We start from the raw sequence: 18872 nt of genomic DNA on the forward strand, positions 1-18872 counted from the left end.
GACCTGGCTTGCAATGACTTGCGCAGGTCCAGTGCGTGGTATTCGAAGGGGCCGTCTTCGGAAATAATGACGTTGAGGATATTTAGCGGAAAGGTTTTTCAGCCGCCTGATTGGTTTCTTTATATACCCTATAGGTGTTCCTGCCCGCCGCCTTGGCCGAGTACAACGCCTTATCCGCCATCTTGACCAGATCGTCAGCGTTAACCGCATGGGGCGGCGGCAGGGCGACGCCAATACTTGTTCCCACCTGGATGCTCAATTCATTGAGTTGAAACGCCTGCTTCATCGCCCAAAGTATTTTCTGCGCAATGTGTTCTGCGTCGCCTTGGACGCTAATGTTCTCCGCGATGATGACAAACTCATCGCCCCCTAGTCGGGCAAGCGTGTCTGATTCTCTGATAATAAGCCGAATGCGACTGCTGAACGCGCTCAGCAGTTCGTCGCCGACTCCATGGCCGTGGGTGTCGTTGATGGATTTGAAGTGGTCGATGTCCAGATACATGAGGGCGAATAGGGTTTGGTTGCGATGGGAGCGTGCGAGCGCTTGATTGAGACGGTCATAGAATAAGGCGCGGTTGGGCAGGCTGGTGAGGCTGTCGTACTGGGCTAAATGACGTAGCTTTTGCTCTGTCTGCTTCCTTTCAGAGATATCGTGGAGGAAGGCGCAGAACTGCCACTGTTCTTGTGCCGATATGGCGGAAATCGTGATTTCTACAGGTATTTTTTCGCCCTTTATATTGAGGGCGAGCAGTTCAAGGCGCTTTCCTAAAACGATCCCCTGGCCGGTTTCAATAAATTTACGCATGCCAAGTTCATGTCTTTCACGGAGTCCTGAGGGAATGATTAATTCTGATAATTTGCGCCCGATCGCCTCTGTCGCAGTCCAGCCAAATGTTTCTTCTGCTTTAGGGTTCCAGTCTGTGATAAAGCCGCTTGAATTCATTGCGATAAATGCTTCATGTGAACTTTCAATGATACGCCTGGTGCGCATTTCACTGGCTTTGAGCTGCTCTTCAATCTGCTTTCGCTGCGCCACCTCTTGCTCCAACTGCATAAGCGTCAGAGACTTCGCGGCCAATAAATCTTCCTTTTCCTGCATCCTGATCTTACGGCCAATAGCTGAGCCAATAAGACCGGCCATCATTTCCAGCGTTTTTAAATCCTCATCATCAAATGCGTGGGGCGTGTCGGATATAATTTTCAGTACGCCTATGACATTACCTTCCTCATAGAGGGGAGTCACCACCATTGAGGCCGCTCCGACTTTTTTACACGCTTCAGGATTAACCCTTGGATCATTGGCGGTGTCTTCGGAGATGAGGGCCTTGCGGTCAATGACGCACAGGCCGGACAGACTGCTGAATAAATTTAGCCTGAGTCCTTTGTATTGATGAGCTGAGCCGCTGGCGGCTTGATAAACCATCTCGTCGCCTTCCATCAACTCGATGACAGCGCCTGTGGCGGGCGTGAGGGTTAGCATTTTATCTGTCACAAGCTGCATAAAGGCGGCCATATCTATTTCTGCTTGAGACAGATGGAACTGCGTTTCAACGATTTGGTTTAATTTCTCCGTTGCTTTTTCCAGCCGGACTTCTGTTTCATGATATTCCCGCAATATTTCGAGCAGATAGTCATTGGAGGTCGCCAGCACTTCTCTTTCACTCCGTAACTTGGCGACAGAGGAGTGATCGCTCTCCTGTTGCGTCTGGCCGCCATGAATATCCGTGAATGAAACGAGCCAGCCTGGGATGTCGCCTTGCTCATCGCCGAGGGGGACGATGTGACACACATGCCATCGATAAGACGAGTCTGAAGCGCGACGAAGGCGCATCGTCAGCTCGAAGGGGGCTCCGGTTTTGATGCCGGTTCGCCATCTTCTTTGAACGACAGAGACGTCGTCGTGGTGGATGACTTCGATCCATCTCATGCCAAGAGAATTGGCCGCGGACAACCCGGAATACTTGCGCCATAAATCATTGCATTCAATCCAGGCGCCCTCGTGATCTGTTTCCGCAAGCAAATGAGGAAGCGGTAGCTCGCATAGGTTAGTTAGACGCATGGGAATATCAGCTCTGGATCATAAAGAAACGGACAGGCGTCAAGCCTGATATTTTTTGCTGGACCATGTAGCCAAAGTATAGAAGGTTTAAGGGGGATGTCAGCGCCTCACAGAGAAAACCTGTCTCACGCAGCCTGATTAATAGGACCCAATAAGTGCGGGGAAAAGGATATGGCTGAGATATTGGTTGACGCTGATTGGGGCTTGAGCTTAGGAGTCGACGCGACTTCCTCCGCAATAAAAGCCGGTCTGATTGAAGCCAAACGGCAGCAGTTAGCGCAGCTGAAAAAGAAGTTAAAGCTGTCAATCAAACAAAGTTACCTGATAGATATAACGATTAACGAGCTGTCTAATCTGAAGACAAATCTCGAAACCAGAGAGCATACATTGCTTTATAGACGTGTGACTTACCTGCTGAGGCAGATCGAAAACGAACTGCAAGATGGTCACAGCGCCCTGGATTAGGCGTCTTGAATCAGGGGATATATGAGATGGAGAGGGGGATATGGCGAGGTCTAAGGGAGAGGGATGAACCCATAAGGTGGGACACATGCCGCAACGCTTCGTTGATGAACAATGGAACACTGCCTTACTGAGATGGATAGCGTCCTGCAACAAATGTCTGTTCTTCGTCCTCGGCCCAGATAAGGATGCGCGCCTTGCGCAAGAAACGCCGCCACTGCCTTGGCGCGGGCTTGGGCCAGACGCTGGTTGGCGTCGTTTTCGCCACGCTGGTCCGTGTGTCCAATCAGCTCGATAGATACCGAGTCGTCTGCCAGCAGATAAACGGGTGAGGTAATCCCGATATCCCTCTGACAACTCTGACTGGTTCACATCGAAATGCACCAGCATCTTCGCTTTTTGCAGTTGCGGTGCGGATTGCGAAGATTTGAGGGCTTGATGCGACGTTCGTTGTGGTTTGAAACCAGAAAAAAGTTCGCCTGAATAGCTATGGCGCGCCGAACTTCGACTCATGAGAAGTGGTTTGATGGTCAGCAAGTATCTTGGACGAGTTCGGGGGGCAGCCTCGCTAACCGGAAGCGATCAAGGACATAATAGGGGCACCAATTAAAGAAACATTCTGGCCTGAATGCCTTAAAGTTTCAGAACTTCAACTATTGGGATTGAAATGAGCGCCTGGAAATCAGTATTTGGATCTATCGTTAACAACGATATAAGAGCATTTGGTAAGTGGCGCATGCGTAATGGCGTTGAGTTCTTTATGTATTTGCCAAATAAACAGGAGCAGATGGACAACTTCAAAATATTAGGCGCAAACCCAGTCTATTTTGATGAGTTGGATAAGTTAATTGTTCCTGCAAACTTCAAACACGGCCCTATGGAAGTTAAGAATGAATTGGAACGTATTCTCGGGTGTTTAGGCCAGCATGAGGGAGTGAGCGTAGTAATGGAAAGCAATGAGTTAACCATATGCCTTCGGGAGCAGCAGTAAAAATAGCGCCAATATTAGGGTGTGAATTTGGACTTTGCTGGGCTAAAGGAGATGGCGCTCCCCATTTGCACAAACTACGAAAAGCCTTTATCAGCACCTACTATTAATCATTCAGCTCGTTCGGCAACAGAAGTTATGTCTGGGCTTGTTTCAACTGGTGTGGCCATTCAGCTCCGCATGTCGGAAGGCGCTTCACTTTTCCGACCTACCCACTTCTGATCGGAGGGTGGGGGGAGGAAACGTATGAATTCTGTCAAAACGCCTGGTGTTTTCTTCGGTCTGCATATTGGTGCAGAGCGAAATGTAGGTTGGATAAGCGAAGCGCCATCCAACACATACGCTTCAGATTTATCCTGAGCTAAAGTCTGATTCATCGGCGTTGGCTGCACCAAGCAGGTTGATAATCAAAGCAAAAACGGTCTCGAATTAATCGTTGAAATCCGTTTGTTAAAGTTCGGAACAGTTGAGCCTCATTGTCTCAATGAGGCTCCATGAACAACGAACAGGCTCATACGGAGCTATATCGCCGGCTTAGACAATATCGCCAGCTTAGACAATCTTTGTCGTGATGGACCATCCTTTCATGGTCAGTTGCTTCTGTATGCTGTTTCCACCTAAGTGCGAGAGTCCGACGGGCAGCACGGTTACGCTGGGCCCTTTGGCGCTTGCGGCTGCGTTTATCAAATGAGCGGCGATCCCCGGATTGCGTTCGTCTGACTTGGCCGCCAGTCCCTGTTCGACGACTTCGACGGTATTTTCTCCTTCTGCGAACATCACGTCTTTCAAGAGCGTCGCCCTGTAATAAAACAAAGAGTGATTGATCGATCCGAGGTTTTTATCGCTAGAACCGGAAATGGTGAGTTTCTCCATCTTGGTCAGTCCGGCGCCTGATCCAACGATGCTTCCATTCTTGATAGGGAGTTCGACCGCCGCAATGGTCGTATGCTTGGCCCCTAGTTTGCCGATGGCGGCGACCACGGCTTTGGCGCCTGCAATCATCAAAGTCTGATCGCCGGGTAAAAGCGGCGATAAGGTCTCTGTACTATGCTGTTCGCCAAGCAGGACGATGAAGCTGCTGTCTTTCTTTAGAATAACCCCTAGCGGCATGTCAGGATCAGGCAACATAAGCCCGATACCGTCAATCGTTAACCCTTTTTTGTTTAAAGGCAGATAATTTAATTTATAGGCGTTTAGTACCGCATCCGCATGATTTTTCGCCTCTAACTCTCCAGACATAAGAACTCCTTCCTTTTGTCGATTTGATGAAGTCTTTCACCGGTTTTTTTTCTGAGAACAGCGCCAGTGGGATCTCTCATAATCTTCCTGAACGCCTTTCATAACTGGCTGAATTTATTGCCATCTTCATCATACTATAATCAGGCGGACAAATAGCTTCCTTCTATTTGTCTGCAATCTGTTTGTCTGCAACGACAGGGCCTGCGCATGTCAGGTCATGTCTCTCAGTAAATTTGACCGTTATTTTTAGGGGAGGGGCTTTAATCTGATCCCAGATGAGCGCCGCCCCTCTGTTCAGACTGGTTTTCAAGTAGACACGTTTACCGCTTTCGCGAGATAACGCTGATACTCCTCATCGGGAACAAAAGAGCCTCCCGTCAGCCAGGGGATATGCACGCTATTTTCCATGCGATGGCTGAGGCGATGTGAGTCTAAATACTTCTGTCCGGCCTCGGACGTCAACATCGCCGGGCCGAGACAGCCTATGGCCGCAGAGGGCTCGACCTCGATATTTTCCAGGTCTTTTAGCAGGTATAGCTGCTGGTATAACTGTTCATCCGTCGCGGTATACACGCCTGACAGGAGGTTGCGCGTGGCGTCGCATACCCACTGCGATGCGGCGCCGACTGCCAGGCCATCAGCATCTGTGCGGTTCTTTAAATCAAGTTCGTAGATGGAGGTCGGTGCAGCGCCCGGTGCGCCGGCCATGCCGAGCAGCATGCAGGGCGACTGTACCGGTTCCGCAAAAAAGCAGTGAACGTGGTCATTGAAAATATGTTTCAGGCCATAGGTAATCCCGCCTGGCGCCCCGCCCACGCCGGCGGGCAGATACACAAACAGAGGATGGTCGGCGTCCACCTTAATGTTCAGAGCTTCCAGCTGCGCCTGAAGGCGTTTGGCTGCGACAGCGTAGCCCATGAAAAGGTTCGGGGATCTTTCATCATCGACAAAATAACCGCACGGATCGGCAATAGTCTCAAGGCGTCCGGCCTCAAGCGCCGCGCCATAATCGGCGTCATGCTCAACCACCCGCACTCCACGTTTTCTAAGGCGCTCCATTTTCCATTCTTTAGCATCTGATGACATATGGACTACGGTTTTGAAGCCCAGCGCAGAGCCTATGACGCCGATGCTCAGGCCCAGATTGCCTGTGCTGCCAACCGTGATGGTGTGCTTTGAAAACAGGTCACGAGCTGATTGTGATGCGAGCGTACAGTAGTCGCTGTCTACGTCCTTAAGCACGCCGTGCGTCAAAGCCAGGGATTCAGCAAAACAAAGCACTTCATGAATGCCGCCGCGAGCCTTGACTGAGCCTGCTACCGGCAAGTCATGATCCGCTTTCAGGAACAGCAAACCACCCACTGGATTGATCCTGTTGTTAAGCCGGTCCGCTTGTATCAGAGAAGACTCAATCAGTCCGTGGCTGGGTTCCAGCTCGGGGAACAGTCTCTGTAGCAGTGGTGCAAATCGTTTAAGGCGGGCTTCCGCCGCGTAGAGTGCATCGACGTTTGGTGTGGCGGGGGCTGAAGCCGGATTTTGATAATTCCTGTTTAGCCATACTATAGGTTGGCTGCTCTGAATGGCTTTAAGTTCGTCTTGGGCGATACTGAGGGGATTCATTGTTTATCCATGCTTGCTGACATTTGTATGATTAACATGGCAGTATCATCGCCATGTTAATCATCAGAAAGCAAACGATAGAAATTCAACAGCTGTTTAGTATCGCTAAACACAAACGGGAAGGTTGAGGATGTCAGGACTGGGGGCGCGGACTTTTTCCACGCTGATCTATTTTGAGGCCTGTGGCAGGCTGTTAAGCTTTTCTGAGGCCGCTCGGGAACTTTATGTCACGACGGGCGCGGTGAGCCAGCAAATTCGCAAACTGGAAGAACAGCTGGGAATCAAGCTGTTTGAGCGTCGCCCGTCAGGTATCCGATTAACGGCTAAAGGCAGCGAGTTATTGACCGTGACGAGGCAATCGATTGACGCCATCAGGCTGACCGTTGATCGTCTGCAGACGAGTACCAATGATTCCGCCGTCAGACTTACCTCTACGCCGTCGTTTGTTTTTAAATGGCTGATTCCAATGCTCAAAGAGTTCAATCTCAGCCATCCCGATATAAAGATTGAAACTTATGCGGAAGCTGCGCTGCTTAATCTGAGTACCGCTAGCTTTGACCTGGCCATCGATTACAGCGCAGGCGAGTATCAGAACTTTGATGCGACGCTGTTGGTGGAGGAAATCCTGCTGCCGGTCATCAGCCCTGAGTATATGAAGGGCGCAAACTGGCAAGACCCCAACATCTGGGATAGCGTCTCGTTGTTACATGATGCGATGCCCTGGCCGGATTCTCCCCGGGACGCAGAATGGCGCTACTGGCTGGACCAGTCAGGACTGCCTGACGCGCCCAGCCAGCAGGGACATTACTTTAACCGTTCTGATATGGCCATCGCTGCAGCTGACGCAGGCCTTGGAGTAGCGCTTGCGCGCGGTTCGCTGGTAAAAGAAGAGCTGGCCAACGGTCGTCTCATCGCACCGCTTCCTGCAATGCCTTCCTGTTGCAACTACTACCTCATCACCCACAAAGGCAAAGCGGTCAGCCGTAACGTCAGCGAGCTGAAAGACTGGCTGCTGAGCAAAGCGTAAACGCCGCACCCATGCCAAACTGAACCATAGACATAGGGGAAAACGTAGGCGCTTCATTGCATTCGTATGCCTGATTAATAGACGTAGCGGCAAGCTTTTGCGCTCCTAAGTACGCTGTTTGGTAAATTGATGTTTCTTGGGGATACAACAGTTAAGACCCGTTCGCCCTGAGCCTGTCGAAGGGGCTGAGTATCGCCCCCTACCTGGCGGTATAACTACTCCAGGATGAAACCAGCTTCCATTGAGAGGGGGAATTGGGGCTGGCGCTCTGGAAAGCCCTTCGACAGGCTCAGGGCGAACGGGAGCTGCACTTATGATTTGTTACGCAGTTTTATTAATATGGCAATGATATTGGCATGTTAATAACCAGGCGCATGGATGCGCCTGCGCGGCGGCCAGCCGCGGGAGACAGGGCCTGACATGTGCAGGCCCTGTCGTTGCAGACAAATAGAAGGAAGCTATTTGACTGCCTGATTAATAGTCTTTCATGGGGAAGCACGCGATGTGAGTGCGGGTCTGGTCGGCATGAGGTTACCGGTCTGGAAAAAGTGCGAGTTTACTTTTCTCCGAACCCGTTGCGCTCCGTGGATGGTAGACCGTTGAAGGCGGAGCGTATGCGCGAAACTCTCATCTATAAGGCGTCTGGCGGGCAAGTGCGATACCTGATTTGCCGAGCGCGCAGCTGCAATGACGATGGCGTCGGGGCGGGTTTTAAGCACAAGTTTCGATAGACTAAACTGTTCGGACCCCGGCCTTGACGTAACCAGCGTCCACTTCTACATTCCAAACATACCCTCCGAGGACATTTCGCGACCTCTCATGGAACAGATACTGCTCGCCCGCCAACCTATTGTCGACGCATCGCTGGAAGTGGTGGGATACGAGTTGCTGTTTCGCTCCAATGACCCCGCCGCGGGTCCGATATTGGATGGTGATAAGGCCACTTCCGTGGTGTTGCTGAACGCGTTTACCGAGAAAAGTATCCAGGACGTTACGTCCGGTCACTTGGCGTTCGTTAACTTCACTGAGCAGTTGTTGATGGAGCCGCCGCCGTTTCCGAAAGATCTATTGGTGATCGAAGTGTTGGAGTCTGTCGAGCCCACCAGGGAAATCTGTGAAGCCCTGGCGCGCCTGGCCAAACGCGGTTACACCATCGCTCTGGACGACTACGATCTGCATAGCAAACAGGAAGTGCTGCTGGAGTATGCCTCTATCGTAAAACTGGAGTTTCCGGCGATTGATAAGGGCGCGTTTAAAGGCTTGGTGGACAAGATCCGTAGACGCAAGAAAGTGCGCTTGCTGGCGGAAAAAATTGAAACCCATGAGGACTTCGAATTCTGCCTCAATAACGGCTGTGACCTGTTTCACGGGTATTTCTTCAGTAAGCCGGAGATCGTCACCGGCCGCAAAATGCCTCAGAGCAAGCTGGCGGTGCTACGGTTGATCGCCATGGTGCAGAACCCGGACGCTTCTTTCGATCAGATCGTGAAAACCATCGTCAGCGATCCGCCCCTGAGCGTCAAACTGCTGCAACTGATCAACTCCATTTCATTTCGGCGTCCGCAGCCCATTGACTCCATCCACAAGGCGGCGGTGCTGCTGGGATTGGAGCAGTTGCGAGCCTGGGTGATGCTGCTGGCGCTGTCAGGCATTGAAGACAAACCGAAGGCGCTGATTGTGATCGCGCTGATTCGCGCGCGCATGTGCGAGCAGATTGCGGCGACCATCGAGCCTGAGAAACGCGACACCTATTTCACCATCGGTTTGTTTTCTACGCTGGATGCGTTTCTTGATCGCACTATCGAAGAAATACTCAGCAAGCTTCCGCTGTCCGCCATGGTGCTGGACGCTTTGCTCCGAGGTGAGGGTAGGGCCGGGCTGGCTCTGAGAACAGTGCGTTTATACGAGCGCTGCGACATGCAGAACATTCCCTGGGCGCAGTTGGAAGAGCTGGGCTTGAACGGCCCCGCCATTAGCAAGCTCTACCGCGACAGCATCGTATGGGCGGACGAACGCTCCAGTCTGAAGTCCTAGCGTTCGTGGACGCCGAGTTGCCGACGGAATCAGCAGGAATTCGCCTTTCGCCACCTGCTTTTCTACCCAAGACAGTATTTTCTCCTTTAGATAAACTGCCCGGTTCTGGGCGCTCACTCCTTTAAAAATAATCGCCCACCAAGCCCGAAAACGCTGATGAGAAGGTATTTAACAATATCGACGCGCGTCGCCGTATGCCCGCGCAGGGCTATGGCGCCGCACGCAACGGGATCTGAAAGGAATATCGGATTTAATTGATTGGTCGGAGACCCAATATGCGTAAATATCTTTGCAGCGCCGGGGTGGCGCTGTTTCCCTGTTTATTGTCGCTGTCATCCGGGGCCTGGGCGGCGTCGGAAGCGCCACCAGTGAAGGCGGTGCTGGTGAAATACAAAAGCGAGGCCCTTGCGCGCGGCTTCACTCGCGCAGCGCCGCTGGCGGGCGTCAGAGCAGCTGATCCGGTTACCCGGGATGGCGCTTTGGTGCGTTACGACCTTAACGGCATGACGCCGGAGGCGGCGGTGGCGCATTTCGCCGCCGATCCGGCAGTGGCTTACGCGGAGCCGGATTATCCTTTGCGTATGGACGCAAGCCCGAATGACCCTGATCTGGAAAAACAATGGGCGTTATTCAACGTGGATGATCGCGGCAACGACGTTCGCGCTCTGGACGCCTGGAACCTGCAAACCGGCGACTCCCATGTATTGCTGGGCATGATCGACAGCGGCGTGGATTATCGTCACGAAGACTTGCAGGACAACCTGTGGATCAACCCCCGCGAAATTCCCAACAATGGCCGCGATGACGATGGCAATGGCTACGTGGACGACATCTACGGCGTCAATGTGGTGAACCGCTCTGGCGATCCGATGGACGCCAATAAGCACGGCACCCATGTCGCGGGCATCATGGCTGCAGTGGGAAACAACGGGCTGGGCGGCGTCGGCGTCAACTGGCGCGGGAGTCTGGTCACCTGCGCATTCATTGATGAGGATGGATTCGGTTACACCTCCGACGCCATCGCCTGCATGGATTATATGGTGGACCTCAAGGGTCGCGGCGAAGCGCTGGCGGCCATCAATAACAGCTGGGGCGGCGGCGCGCCGGGACAGGCGATGGAGGAAGCCGTTCGCCGGGTGGAGGCCGCAGGCGTACTGATGGTGTTCTCCGCCGGCAACGACGGACGCAACAATGATCACTACGGGCACTTTCCCTCCAACTACGACAATCCCGCCATCGTCGCCGTGGCCAGCACGGATCGGGAAGGGGAGTTGTCCGGCTTTTCCAATTACGGGCTGGAGAAAGTGCATATCGCGGCGCCGGGCTCGGATATCTATTCTACCTTGCCCAATCACGCATACGGCTCCCTCAGCGGCACGTCTATGGCGGCGCCGATGATTACCGGAACCCTGGGGTTGATGGCGGCGCATAACCCGGAGCTGGACGCTCAAGCGCTTAAACAGGCGTTGCTGGATGGCGCCGACCGGATTGCGGCGCTGCAAGGCAAGATTCCCGATGGACGCCGACTAAATCTGGAAAAAGCCCTGCTGGCGGCGGATGATCGACCGGGCTTTCGCATCGCGCCGGAAACGGACGTGGTGGATATTCCCCAGGGCGAGATGCGTTCGCTGACCGCGCGGTTGCAGCCTTTGTTCGACTGGCGCGGAATGGCGGACCTGTCCGTCTCGCAGCCTCAGGCTGGCGTCTATGTGCAGCTTCCCCGCGCCTTGCAAGCCAACGAAAGCGGCGATCTGACCTTTAGCGTCGGCGCGGAGACGCCGGTGGGACGTTATTTCGTTGAACTCAAAGGCGTGGAAAGCGACAAGGGGAGCCAGCCCTTCAAAAGCGCCAAGCGCATCACCGTCAATGTGCTGCCGCAAGGAACGCGGGACTTTGATTACGCCAACGGCGAAGCGACGCCGATTCCGGACCATCATTCCCGTGGATTGTGGAGCCCGATGCTGGTGAATGAAAACCTGAACCTGTGGGACGCCGCAGTGAGTCTGGATATCTCTCATCCCTGGCGCGGCGACTTGCAGGTCAATCTGCTGTCGCCGGATGGACAGAGCTTTCGTTTGCGGGAGCGGGGCGGTCTGACGGAAGACGACCTTGTGCGCTCATACCGCTTGCCGCAAATGCGTAATATTCCCTCGCAGGGGCTGTGGTTTCTGCAGGTGATCGACGCCTCGCCGTTTCAGGAAGGCGTGCTCAATCATTGGGAAATGCGCTTGCGCGGTCAGCCGCAGGATGGGGCGCAGTTGCATGAGCTGACGTTGAGCACGGGAGACGTCACCCTTCCCAAAGGCGAGATCACGGAAATCACGCTGCCACAGCATGCGGTGGGCAAAATCAAAGGCGTTGCGGTGGATCTCGCCATCAGCGGCGCCTGGCTGGGCGAATACACCGTCACTCTGACATCGCCGGCGGGTACGGAATACGTGCTCCACGACAAAAACGGCAGCTTCAACGACTACGACCTGCAACTGGCGGATCATTTCATTACGGATTTCCATGACGAAAACGCCGCCGGCGCCTGGAAAATTCAGGTGGCGCGCATTGGCTTGGACGACAAAGCGCTGCTGCGCCATGGCGCCATCAAGCTCTATATCGCGCCTGACTGATGGCGCTTTCGCAGTGATCGCCAAGCCGCCTTAATTGGCGGCTTCGGGCTCTCCGTAATGAAACTTCATGTATTCGCAATCCCAGGAGGGATCGCTCAGGACGAGCCTGACCTGATCGCGGCTGAATAGATACATGTTACCCTGATAGTTCTTTTTAAATGCTTCATAGCCCATATCGACGCTCTGCGCCAAAGCAGCTCTGAATTCCCTGGATTTGACCACATCGGAAATTTTATCGCCCAACTGGGTTCGATACTCTTCGAGACTCATTGAGTCGACGTCAGGCCAATATTTGGGATTATGGATTTCGCAAAATGCTGCTGCTTGGGCTCTTAGCTCTTCCATATTAGAGCCAGGGTGGCTACACCCTAATAAAGCTATTGAAACTAAAAAAAAGAAATGTCTTTTCATTATTTTACTCTGAATAAAAACTCTTTGAATGCAAGTTCTATGTTGTTTAAACTATTTAAAAATTCATTTGGATTTACCACGATCTCATCGAGGATTAGCTGTGTTTCTCTATCTGAAATACTGATTCCTGAATTTTGAAAAAGCTCTACTACTTTCGCAGTTGCTTGCTTTTTTTGCTCTTTGTTTGATATGTCTAAATTTCGCAGATCATTGATAATTTTAATGTATCTTTCATTTATTTCTACAGAAAGAGCTTTGGGGAATTTCAAAAAAGAGTTTACTATGCCTTGTATTAGAACAACAGAAATAACTGACCAGCCACTGAATTTTTGAGGAGCCTTATCATATTCTCCCATTAAAATGCCAACGACATTGCCTTGCACGGCCTCATCATTAATAATGGCCCTTGGAATTCTCTGAAGAGTATCTTTTAAGCCATCTCTTCTTTCGGATACCATAAAGTTGAGGAGTACTATTCTAAAAGTTGGTGCAAAACTAGCCATTCTATCAAGTTCTAATCCTAGACTTTTTGTTAAAGTGATATAGGCGTACACTAAATGCTGGTTCTGAGCCAAGGAATATGCCGTAGATGACCCTGCAGATGCTAAAAGGCCTGCAATACCTAATGTTGAAATATACCCCATCATTACGTACATTTCATATTTCACTAAAGTTTTTATAGGCTTTGTCGTCTCATATAACTTCTGATGAAGGAGTGCTAAATCCGTATCATAAATAAACTCATCGTGCCTTTGGATAAATATGCGGTTGTGGACGGATTTGTCCTCTGGAGATATTTGTAGGAATATTACGGTGGTGCAGCCCACCTCAATAATTAACCTTTCTCCTTTAACGTCTTTATAAAATCTTTTGCTTTTTAATACTATTTCTTTTTTGGGGAGTAATGGGCTTCTTATCGTTATTCCTGACTCAAACTTTGAATCCAAAGGTAGATAAGTTCCAACTCTTAGAGTGATATCTAGTTTTCTCTCAACAGGCGAAACTCGATCGTTACAAGCAAATAATTTTTCCATGGAATACTCTTTTAGGTTTTTATAAATGTCATTTTTAGCAGGGGCGCTACCAATCCGATTGGCTACTTTTGACTTTGAGAGGAGGTAAAAAATCTGTAAAATTAGATTTCATGGGCCCAGCTCTCGTCAATAGGTTAAATGGATGGTTTGATGAAAAGGAAATAATGTGTCTTTTAACGTAGGTATAAAAAAGAATATTGAATCGTAAGGGGAAGCACTATGGCTTCATTTCTCAAAAAGCCCCGTGTCATCTACACGACAGTGTAGGGTTTGTCATTCACCTATACTCCTCGTTAAACCCATAAAAACAATACACGGACGCTTGGTGTCGACGCCAGCGTCCGATAACGGGAGAAACGGGATGAAGACACTGTCCGAGCACTTGACTCAGTATGCGGCTTATCATCGTGATCGCCGCAATATCGCCACCCACTTTATCGGCATTCCCATGATTGTGCTGTCCATTGCGACGCTGCTGTCACGACCGGGCTTTGAGCTGTTCGGCGTCGGGATCACACCTGCGACGGTCGTGGTGATCGCCTCTCTGGTTTTCTATTTGTTGCTGGACGTCGCCTTCGCGATTTTGATGGCGGTCCTGTATGGATTCGCGCTGTGGGGCGGAGCGGCGCTGGCTGCGCAGTCACAAGCTGTGTGGTTGAGTGCGGGAATTGGTTTATTTGTCGTGGGCTGGGTGTTTCAGTTCGTTGGTCATTACTATGAAGGGCGCAAACCCGCGTTTGTGGACGATCTGACTGGTTTGATCATCGGACCGCTTTTCGTCGCGGCGGAAGCCTGTTTCTACTTCGGTTTGCGGCGGGAAGTTCTGCTCACTATCGAAGAAAAAGTCGGACCGACGCTAATACGCGACATGAATGCGACCCATACCGACCGCAAGCGTTTGCATGAATCTTGATCTGGTCGCCCATTGAGCAAAAAACTGATATCCCTCTCACAGATTTGTAACTGGTGAAGGATTAACCCAAAAAGCCCATTGCCCCCGGGCTTTTTTTTAGGCAATTTATGAAAGCGTTTTCATTAACGGAAATCATAGAATTACAAAGGGGGTAATCATGGCGTTTGTACAGGACAACAAGGAATCACCACGGCGTTACACCGCCAGGGCCGGGCTGTTTATGTTGTCGGCGCTGTCCGCGGCCATGGCGCAGGCGGATGTCGGCGCGTTGTTGTGGGAAGAAGATTTTGACTCGTTGAATCCCTCCGTCTGGAATGTTGACGAGGGTGACGGCTGTCCGAGCCTGTGCGGCTGGGGCAACCAGGAATTGCAGTGGTACGCGAAGGACAACTTATCCATCGAAGAGATTCCCGCAGAGCCGGGCAATCATGCGCTGGTGATTGAGGCCCGTCGCCAGGACGTAGGCGGCAAAGCCTTTACGTCAGGCAAAATCACCACTAAAGACGCCGTCTCCGTTCGCTACGGTATGATCGAAATCCGCATGCAGTCGCCGGAAGTGGGCGTGGGTCTGTGGCCAGCGGCCTGGATGCTGGGGACCAGCACCGCCAATTGGCCGGCCAAAGGTGAAATCGATATCATGGAAATGGGCCACAGCGCGGCGGGACGCAAGAACGCCGGTCATGACGGCGCCCCTATCAACAACTACGTCGGCTCCAACCTGATTTTCTATGCGGACTCAGCCTGCGTGCCGGATAATCCCTCCTGCGCCGCCAGCACTGCCTGGAATACCGACAACGCCTATGTGGCGTCCACGCCGCTGAGTAACCGCTTCGTCACCTATCGCCTGTACTGGACTGAGTCCCAGATTCGTTTCGCCATCGTGGACAACGGTCAAGAGCATGATCTCTATGACAATCCGATTCCCATTGGCGGCGAGGCGGAAGAGTTTCAGGCTCCGTTCTACTTCCTGCTGAACCTGGCGGTGGGCGGAAACTTCACCGACGCGCGCGAGAACGGTCAGGTCTCCGCGCCGTTGCCGGGTAAAATGCTGGTGGACTACATTCGCGTGTATGAGCTGGACGGGCAGGGCGAAGTCAAACTTGGCCGTCCAGGTCCGGAAACCGGAACCTTTGGCGTATTCACCGACGAGTCCGCCACCACTAACAAGCTGGAAGCGGGCTCATCTTCCGATATTTATGTGTGGGACCAAACCACCAGTGGCGGCTCGGAATCGCCCTATGAAGGAGACAAAGTCATCTCCTGGAAAGCCAAGGCCAACACCTGGTTTGGCGGCGGCGTTCAGGCCCGGCAACCGGTGAATCTGAGCAAGTTTGACGAAGGCGAGCTGAAATTCCGCATCAAGATTCCCGCCGACGTCTCTTTCCGCATCGGCGTGACAGACACTCATACCAACCAGAACTGGCTGGATTTCCCCGCTTATGAAGACAAATACGGTCTGACCCGCAACGGCGAATGGGGAGAAGTCAGCATCCCGGTGTCGGAGTTGCGCGGTCCGCTGATTGACCTGCGTTCGATTCAATATCCCTTTGCAATCCTGAGCAAAGACGGCCAGTTGCCGGGAACGGACTTCGCGTTCGCCATCGACGATATTCTCTGGACCGGCGGTGGCGGACCGGTTGTGGTGGACAGCGATAATGACGGCGTCAACGACAATGAGGACATGTGTCCCGGCACGCCGGCAGGCACGCCAGTCGGCGCGGACGGTTGTCCTCTGGAGCAGGACGCGGACGGCGATGGCGTGGAAGACAGCATCGACCAGTGTCCCAATACCCCGGCGGGCGCTGAAGTGGATGAGGTCGGCTGTCAGGTCATCGTGACCGATAAGATCAAGGTGCAGGCGGAAGATTACAGCGCCTTCTTTGACACTAGCCCAGGCAACAACGGCGGCGTCTACCGTGAAGACGATGTGGATATTGAAGCAACCTCTGACGTGGACGGCGGCTACAACATCGGCTGGACCGACGCCAACGAATGGCTGGAATACAGTGTGACCCTGGGGCACGGACAATACAGTCTCGACGCGCGCGTCGCCTCCCTGGTGGGCAATGGCAAATACGCGGTATTCATTGATGGCGATCTGGTGGGATCAAAAACGGTTGACGCCACTGGCGGCTGGCAGACGTTTGTGACCCAGGAAGTCGGCAGCTTCAACGTCGAGCGCGGACAGCATACTCTGAAAGTGGAAATGTATGGCGGCGAACTCAACCTGAACTGGCTGGAAATTCGCTCCATGGATGTCATCGACAGTGATGGCGATGGGGTCAAGGATGAGCGCGATCAGTGTCCAGGCACGCCAGCCGGCGATGAAGTGGACGACAACGGCTGCACCATAGTGCGAACTGAGAATGTCGTCGTGCAGGCGGAAGACTATGACGCCTACTTCGACACCACGCCCGGCAATCAGGGTGGCGCTCACCGTAATGACGATGTGGACATCGAAGTCAGCGGCGATGTCGATGGCGGCCACAACGTGGGCTGGATCGCCGGCTCGGAATGGCTGGAATACAACGTGACCCTGGGCGCTGGAGACTATGACCTCACGGCCCGCGTCGCCTCCGCCGTGGGCGGCGGTCGCTTCCGCGTGCTGGTGGATGGAGCGGAAGTGGGAACGGGCTCCGTCGCCAATACCGGCGGCTGGCAGTCCTATCGTACGCTCCCCATCGGAACATTCACCGTAGACCAGGGCGAACATCGCGTGCGGGTGGAAGCGAGCGTCGGCGAGTTCAATCTGAACTGGCTGAATATCCTCACTCACAGTGATGCGGACAGCGACCATGACGGCGTCGCCGATAACCTGGACCAATGCCCGAATACGCCAGTGGGAACTCAGGTGGACGCCAGCGGTTGTCCTGTTGGCGGAGAGGGAGACAGCGTTCGTGTGATGACGTTCAATGTGCGCACGGAACAGGCTAACGACCCTGGAGAGCGCAACTGGAGCCACCGCAAGGGAGAAGTGGTGCGTACGATTCAGCGCCAGAATCCCGATCTGCTGGGCCTGCAGGAGACTACTGGCGGCCAGTATGACTTCATCAAGAACACGCTGGGCGCCAACTGGGGCGCCACCAGCTACCGGCAGATTCTCTATCGCTCCGACCGCTACACCTATGTGGACGGCGGCCTGATTGATCTAGTGGCGGATGTGTGGGGCCCTCGCAGCGCGGAGTGGGCGAAAATGCGCCGCAACGCCGATGGCCGTGAGCTGGTGTTCATCAATACCCACTGGGGCGTGGATGGTAATTCCCAGCAGGGCTCCGCCAATATCCTGAGAGATCGTCTAGGTGAGGTGAATCAGAACTGGGGGACGCCAACGGTATTGCTGGGCGATCTGAACGCTATCCCTGGGAGCGGGCCGGTGAATACGTTGGTTAACCAGACGCCACTTAACAGCTTCTTCAGCGGCGGCACATTCAATAACTGGAATGTCCAGGCCGGGGATCAGCTGGATCATGTCGTCGGCTCCCGCGTCAATGCGGCAGGCTGTGCTTTGGAAACCTATCGCGAAGGCGACTACCCGCCTTCCGACCACTATCCCATCGCCTGCGAGCTGCGTTTGCAGTAAGCCTCCCATCTTGCAGCGCCAGCGCACGTTTTCGATAACGTGCGCTGGCTTTTGCGAACTACTCTGCGTTGTACTTCGCCTCACTCTCCAGCGCCGCCTGATAACCGGCATGTTTCTCCAGCACAGCCTGATAGCGTTGAATATTGGGATATTTGGCCATCGCGCCGCTGCGCTGCAGGAAATCCAAAATGAAAGAGATCATGATATCCGCGCCAGTGAGCCGGTTATCCACCAGATAGTCTTTGCCTTCCAGAGAGCGCTCCAGGTGACCGATCACCTTGCCGATTTCGGACTGCGCGTATCCTTGCAAAAAGCGGGTTTCAGTTCCGTCTTTATCCAGAAACAGCTTCAGTAATAACGGCAGCATCGCCGAGCTTTCCGCGAAGTGAATCCAGTACAGATACTCCGCGAAAGATTTGCTGTCGCGGGCTGGCGCCAGCCTGTCCGGGGCGTAGCGTTCAATCAGATATTCGGTAATGGCGCCGGATTCCGGCAGCACAATATCATCTATTTCAATCACCGGGGATTTGCCCAGAGGGTGGATCTGAGTCAATTCCGGTGGCGCCAGAGAGGTGGTTTTATCCCGCTGATAGGGGATCACGCTATAAGGCTGACCGATTTCCTCCACCAGCCAGATGATCCGGCGGGAGCGGGATTTGTTGAGGTGGTGCAGTTTGATCATGGGGTGAAGTCCTGTTCTCTGGGTGTGGTTGACGCAGGGCGTTTCCGGGACGACTGTGGACGGATAAGGTGACGACGCTAGCGTGAAAACGCCCCTGAATGAATCAGGCATCGATGTTAAGTGATTGAAAAACTGCGGTAAATAACCGCCGGATGTTTTCGGTGTAAATTTTAATAATCCGCGCGCGGCAGGCTTTTTCCAC

Annotated in this window: 14 protein-coding genes and 1 pseudogene; 7 read left to right on the forward strand and 8 right to left on the reverse strand. The window is 53.0% G+C overall.

The genetic code is table 11. The annotated features are described in order from the left end of the window. Positions 1 to 82 precede the first annotated feature (82 nt). Together HCH_RS32345 and HCH_RS35210 are read right to left on the reverse strand one after the other, a co-directional pair. Positions 83 to 1651 (reverse strand): sensor domain-containing diguanylate cyclase, encoded by a 1569-nt coding sequence (locus HCH_RS32345; RefSeq protein WP_238384998.1) that lies wholly within the window; start codon positions 1649 to 1651, stop codon positions 83 to 85. A 54-nt stretch (positions 1652 to 1705) separates the two neighbouring features. Then, positions 1706 to 2059 (reverse strand): annotated as a pseudogene (locus tag HCH_RS35210) (PAS domain-containing protein); the annotation flags it as partial. 171 nt (positions 2060 to 2230) lie between these two features. Here HCH_RS35210 and HCH_RS13395 point away from each other — a divergent pair. Next, positions 2231 to 2524 (forward strand): hypothetical protein, encoded by a 294-nt coding sequence (locus HCH_RS13395; RefSeq protein WP_011396811.1) that lies wholly within the window; start codon positions 2231 to 2233, stop codon positions 2522 to 2524. A gap of 50 nt (positions 2525 to 2574) precedes the next feature. Here HCH_RS13395 and HCH_RS35215 read toward each other — a convergent pair whose 3' ends face one another. Then, positions 2575 to 2865, reverse strand: a complete 291-nt coding sequence (locus HCH_RS35215; RefSeq protein WP_083769769.1) for an OmpA family protein — start codon at positions 2863 to 2865, stop codon at positions 2575 to 2577. Positions 2866 to 3188: 323 nt separating this feature from the next. Between HCH_RS35215 and HCH_RS13400 the strand changes: the two genes are divergently transcribed. Then, a complete protein-coding gene (locus HCH_RS13400) occupies positions 3189 to 3512 on the forward strand; it encodes a hypothetical protein (RefSeq protein WP_011396813.1) in 324 nt (107 codons plus the stop codon). Between the two features lie 549 nt (positions 3513 to 4061). Here HCH_RS13400 and HCH_RS13405 read toward each other — a convergent pair. Together HCH_RS13405 and HCH_RS13410 are read right to left on the reverse strand one after the other, a co-directional pair. Continuing rightward, positions 4062 to 4748, reverse strand: a complete 687-nt coding sequence (locus HCH_RS13405) for a hypothetical protein (protein WP_011396814.1) — start codon at positions 4746 to 4748, stop codon at positions 4062 to 4064. A gap of 306 nt (positions 4749 to 5054) precedes the next feature. Then, positions 5055 to 6368, reverse strand: a complete 1314-nt coding sequence (locus HCH_RS13410; RefSeq protein WP_011396816.1) for a D-serine ammonia-lyase — start codon at positions 6366 to 6368, stop codon at positions 5055 to 5057. Between the two features lie 130 nt (positions 6369 to 6498). Between HCH_RS13410 and HCH_RS13415 the strand changes: the two genes are divergently transcribed. The 3 genes from HCH_RS13415 to HCH_RS13425 all read left to right on the forward strand — a co-directional run bounded on the left by HCH_RS13415 (position 6499) and on the right by HCH_RS13425 (position 12050). Next, positions 6499 to 7395, forward strand: coding sequence for a LysR substrate-binding domain-containing protein (locus tag HCH_RS13415; RefSeq protein ID WP_011396817.1), 897 nt, complete (start codon positions 6499 to 6501; stop codon positions 7393 to 7395). A gap of 819 nt (positions 7396 to 8214) precedes the next feature. Then, positions 8215 to 9429: an EAL and HDOD domain-containing protein gene (locus HCH_RS13420; protein WP_041598641.1), complete on the forward strand. Its 1215-nt coding sequence runs from the start codon at positions 8215 to 8217 to the stop codon at positions 9427 to 9429. Between the two features lie 275 nt (positions 9430 to 9704). Next, positions 9705 to 12050, forward strand: coding sequence for a S8 family serine peptidase (locus HCH_RS13425; RefSeq protein ID WP_011396819.1), 2346 nt, complete (start codon positions 9705 to 9707; stop codon positions 12048 to 12050). A 30-nt stretch (positions 12051 to 12080) separates the two neighbouring features. On the opposite strand, the gene HCH_RS13430 is transcribed toward HCH_RS13425, so the two are convergent. Continuing rightward, on the reverse strand, positions 12081 to 12461 hold the full coding sequence (locus HCH_RS13430) for a hypothetical protein (RefSeq protein WP_011396820.1): 381 nt from the start codon (positions 12459 to 12461) through the stop codon (positions 12081 to 12083). Beyond that, the gene (locus HCH_RS13435; protein ID WP_011396821.1) at positions 12461 to 13495 is read right to left on the reverse strand and encodes a hypothetical protein; all 1035 of its coding nucleotides are present in this window, start codon (positions 13493 to 13495) and stop codon (positions 12461 to 12463) included. The genes HCH_RS13430 and HCH_RS13435 overlap by 1 nt, the downstream gene beginning before the upstream one ends. A gap of 361 nt (positions 13496 to 13856) precedes the next feature. Between HCH_RS13435 and HCH_RS13440 the strand changes: the two genes are divergently transcribed. Next, complete coding sequence (locus tag HCH_RS13440; RefSeq protein WP_011396822.1) at positions 13857 to 14408, forward strand: DUF962 domain-containing protein; 552 nt, start codon at positions 13857 to 13859, stop codon at positions 14406 to 14408. 157 nt (positions 14409 to 14565) lie between these two features. Next, the gene (locus HCH_RS13445) at positions 14566 to 17988 is read left to right on the forward strand and encodes a carbohydrate-binding domain-containing protein (RefSeq protein WP_011396823.1); all 3423 of its coding nucleotides are present in this window, start codon (positions 14566 to 14568) and stop codon (positions 17986 to 17988) included. 58 nt (positions 17989 to 18046) lie between these two features. Here HCH_RS13445 and HCH_RS13450 read toward each other — a convergent pair whose 3' ends face one another. Next, positions 18047 to 18670, reverse strand: coding sequence for a glutathione S-transferase family protein (locus tag HCH_RS13450; protein ID WP_011396824.1), 624 nt, complete (start codon positions 18668 to 18670; stop codon positions 18047 to 18049). Between the last annotated feature and the right edge of the window lie 202 nt (positions 18671 to 18872).

The organism is Hahella chejuensis KCTC 2396 (assembly GCF_000012985.1).
GTDB classification, from domain to species: Bacteria; Pseudomonadota; Gammaproteobacteria; order Pseudomonadales; family Oleiphilaceae; genus Hahella; species Hahella chejuensis.

What these genes read in the sequence shown, in the direction of transcription:
- HCH_RS13445 (WP_011396823.1), top strand. Translation starts at nt 14,566, where the DNA reads ATGGCGTTTGTACAGGACAACAAGGAATCACCACGGCGTTACACCGCC.
- HCH_RS13415 (WP_011396817.1), top strand. Translation starts at nt 6,499, where the DNA reads ATGTCAGGACTGGGGGCGCGGACTTTTTCCACGCTGATCTATTTTGAG.
- HCH_RS13395 (WP_011396811.1), top strand. Translation starts at nt 2,231, where the DNA reads ATGGCTGAGATATTGGTTGACGCTGATTGGGGCTTGAGCTTAGGAGTC.
- HCH_RS13410 (WP_011396816.1), bottom strand. Translation starts at nt 6,368, where the DNA reads ATGAATCCCCTCAGTATCGCCCAAGACGAACTTAAAGCCATTCAGAGC.
- HCH_RS13430 (WP_011396820.1), bottom strand. Translation starts at nt 12,461, where the DNA reads ATGAAAAGACATTTCTTTTTTTTAGTTTCAATAGCTTTATTAGGGTGT.
- HCH_RS13435 (WP_011396821.1), bottom strand. Translation starts at nt 13,495, where the DNA reads ATGGAAAAATTATTTGCTTGTAACGATCGAGTTTCGCCTGTTGAGAGA.
- HCH_RS13440 (WP_011396822.1), top strand. Translation starts at nt 13,857, where the DNA reads ATGAAGACACTGTCCGAGCACTTGACTCAGTATGCGGCTTATCATCGT.
- HCH_RS13450 (WP_011396824.1), bottom strand. Translation starts at nt 18,670, where the DNA reads ATGATCAAACTGCACCACCTCAACAAATCCCGCTCCCGCCGGATCATC.
- HCH_RS13400 (WP_011396813.1), top strand. Translation starts at nt 3,189, where the DNA reads ATGAGCGCCTGGAAATCAGTATTTGGATCTATCGTTAACAACGATATA.
- HCH_RS13405 (WP_011396814.1), bottom strand. Translation starts at nt 4,748, where the DNA reads ATGTCTGGAGAGTTAGAGGCGAAAAATCATGCGGATGCGGTACTAAAC.
- HCH_RS13420 (WP_041598641.1), top strand. Translation starts at nt 8,215, where the DNA reads ATGGAACAGATACTGCTCGCCCGCCAACCTATTGTCGACGCATCGCTG.
- HCH_RS13425 (WP_011396819.1), top strand. Translation starts at nt 9,705, where the DNA reads ATGCGTAAATATCTTTGCAGCGCCGGGGTGGCGCTGTTTCCCTGTTTA.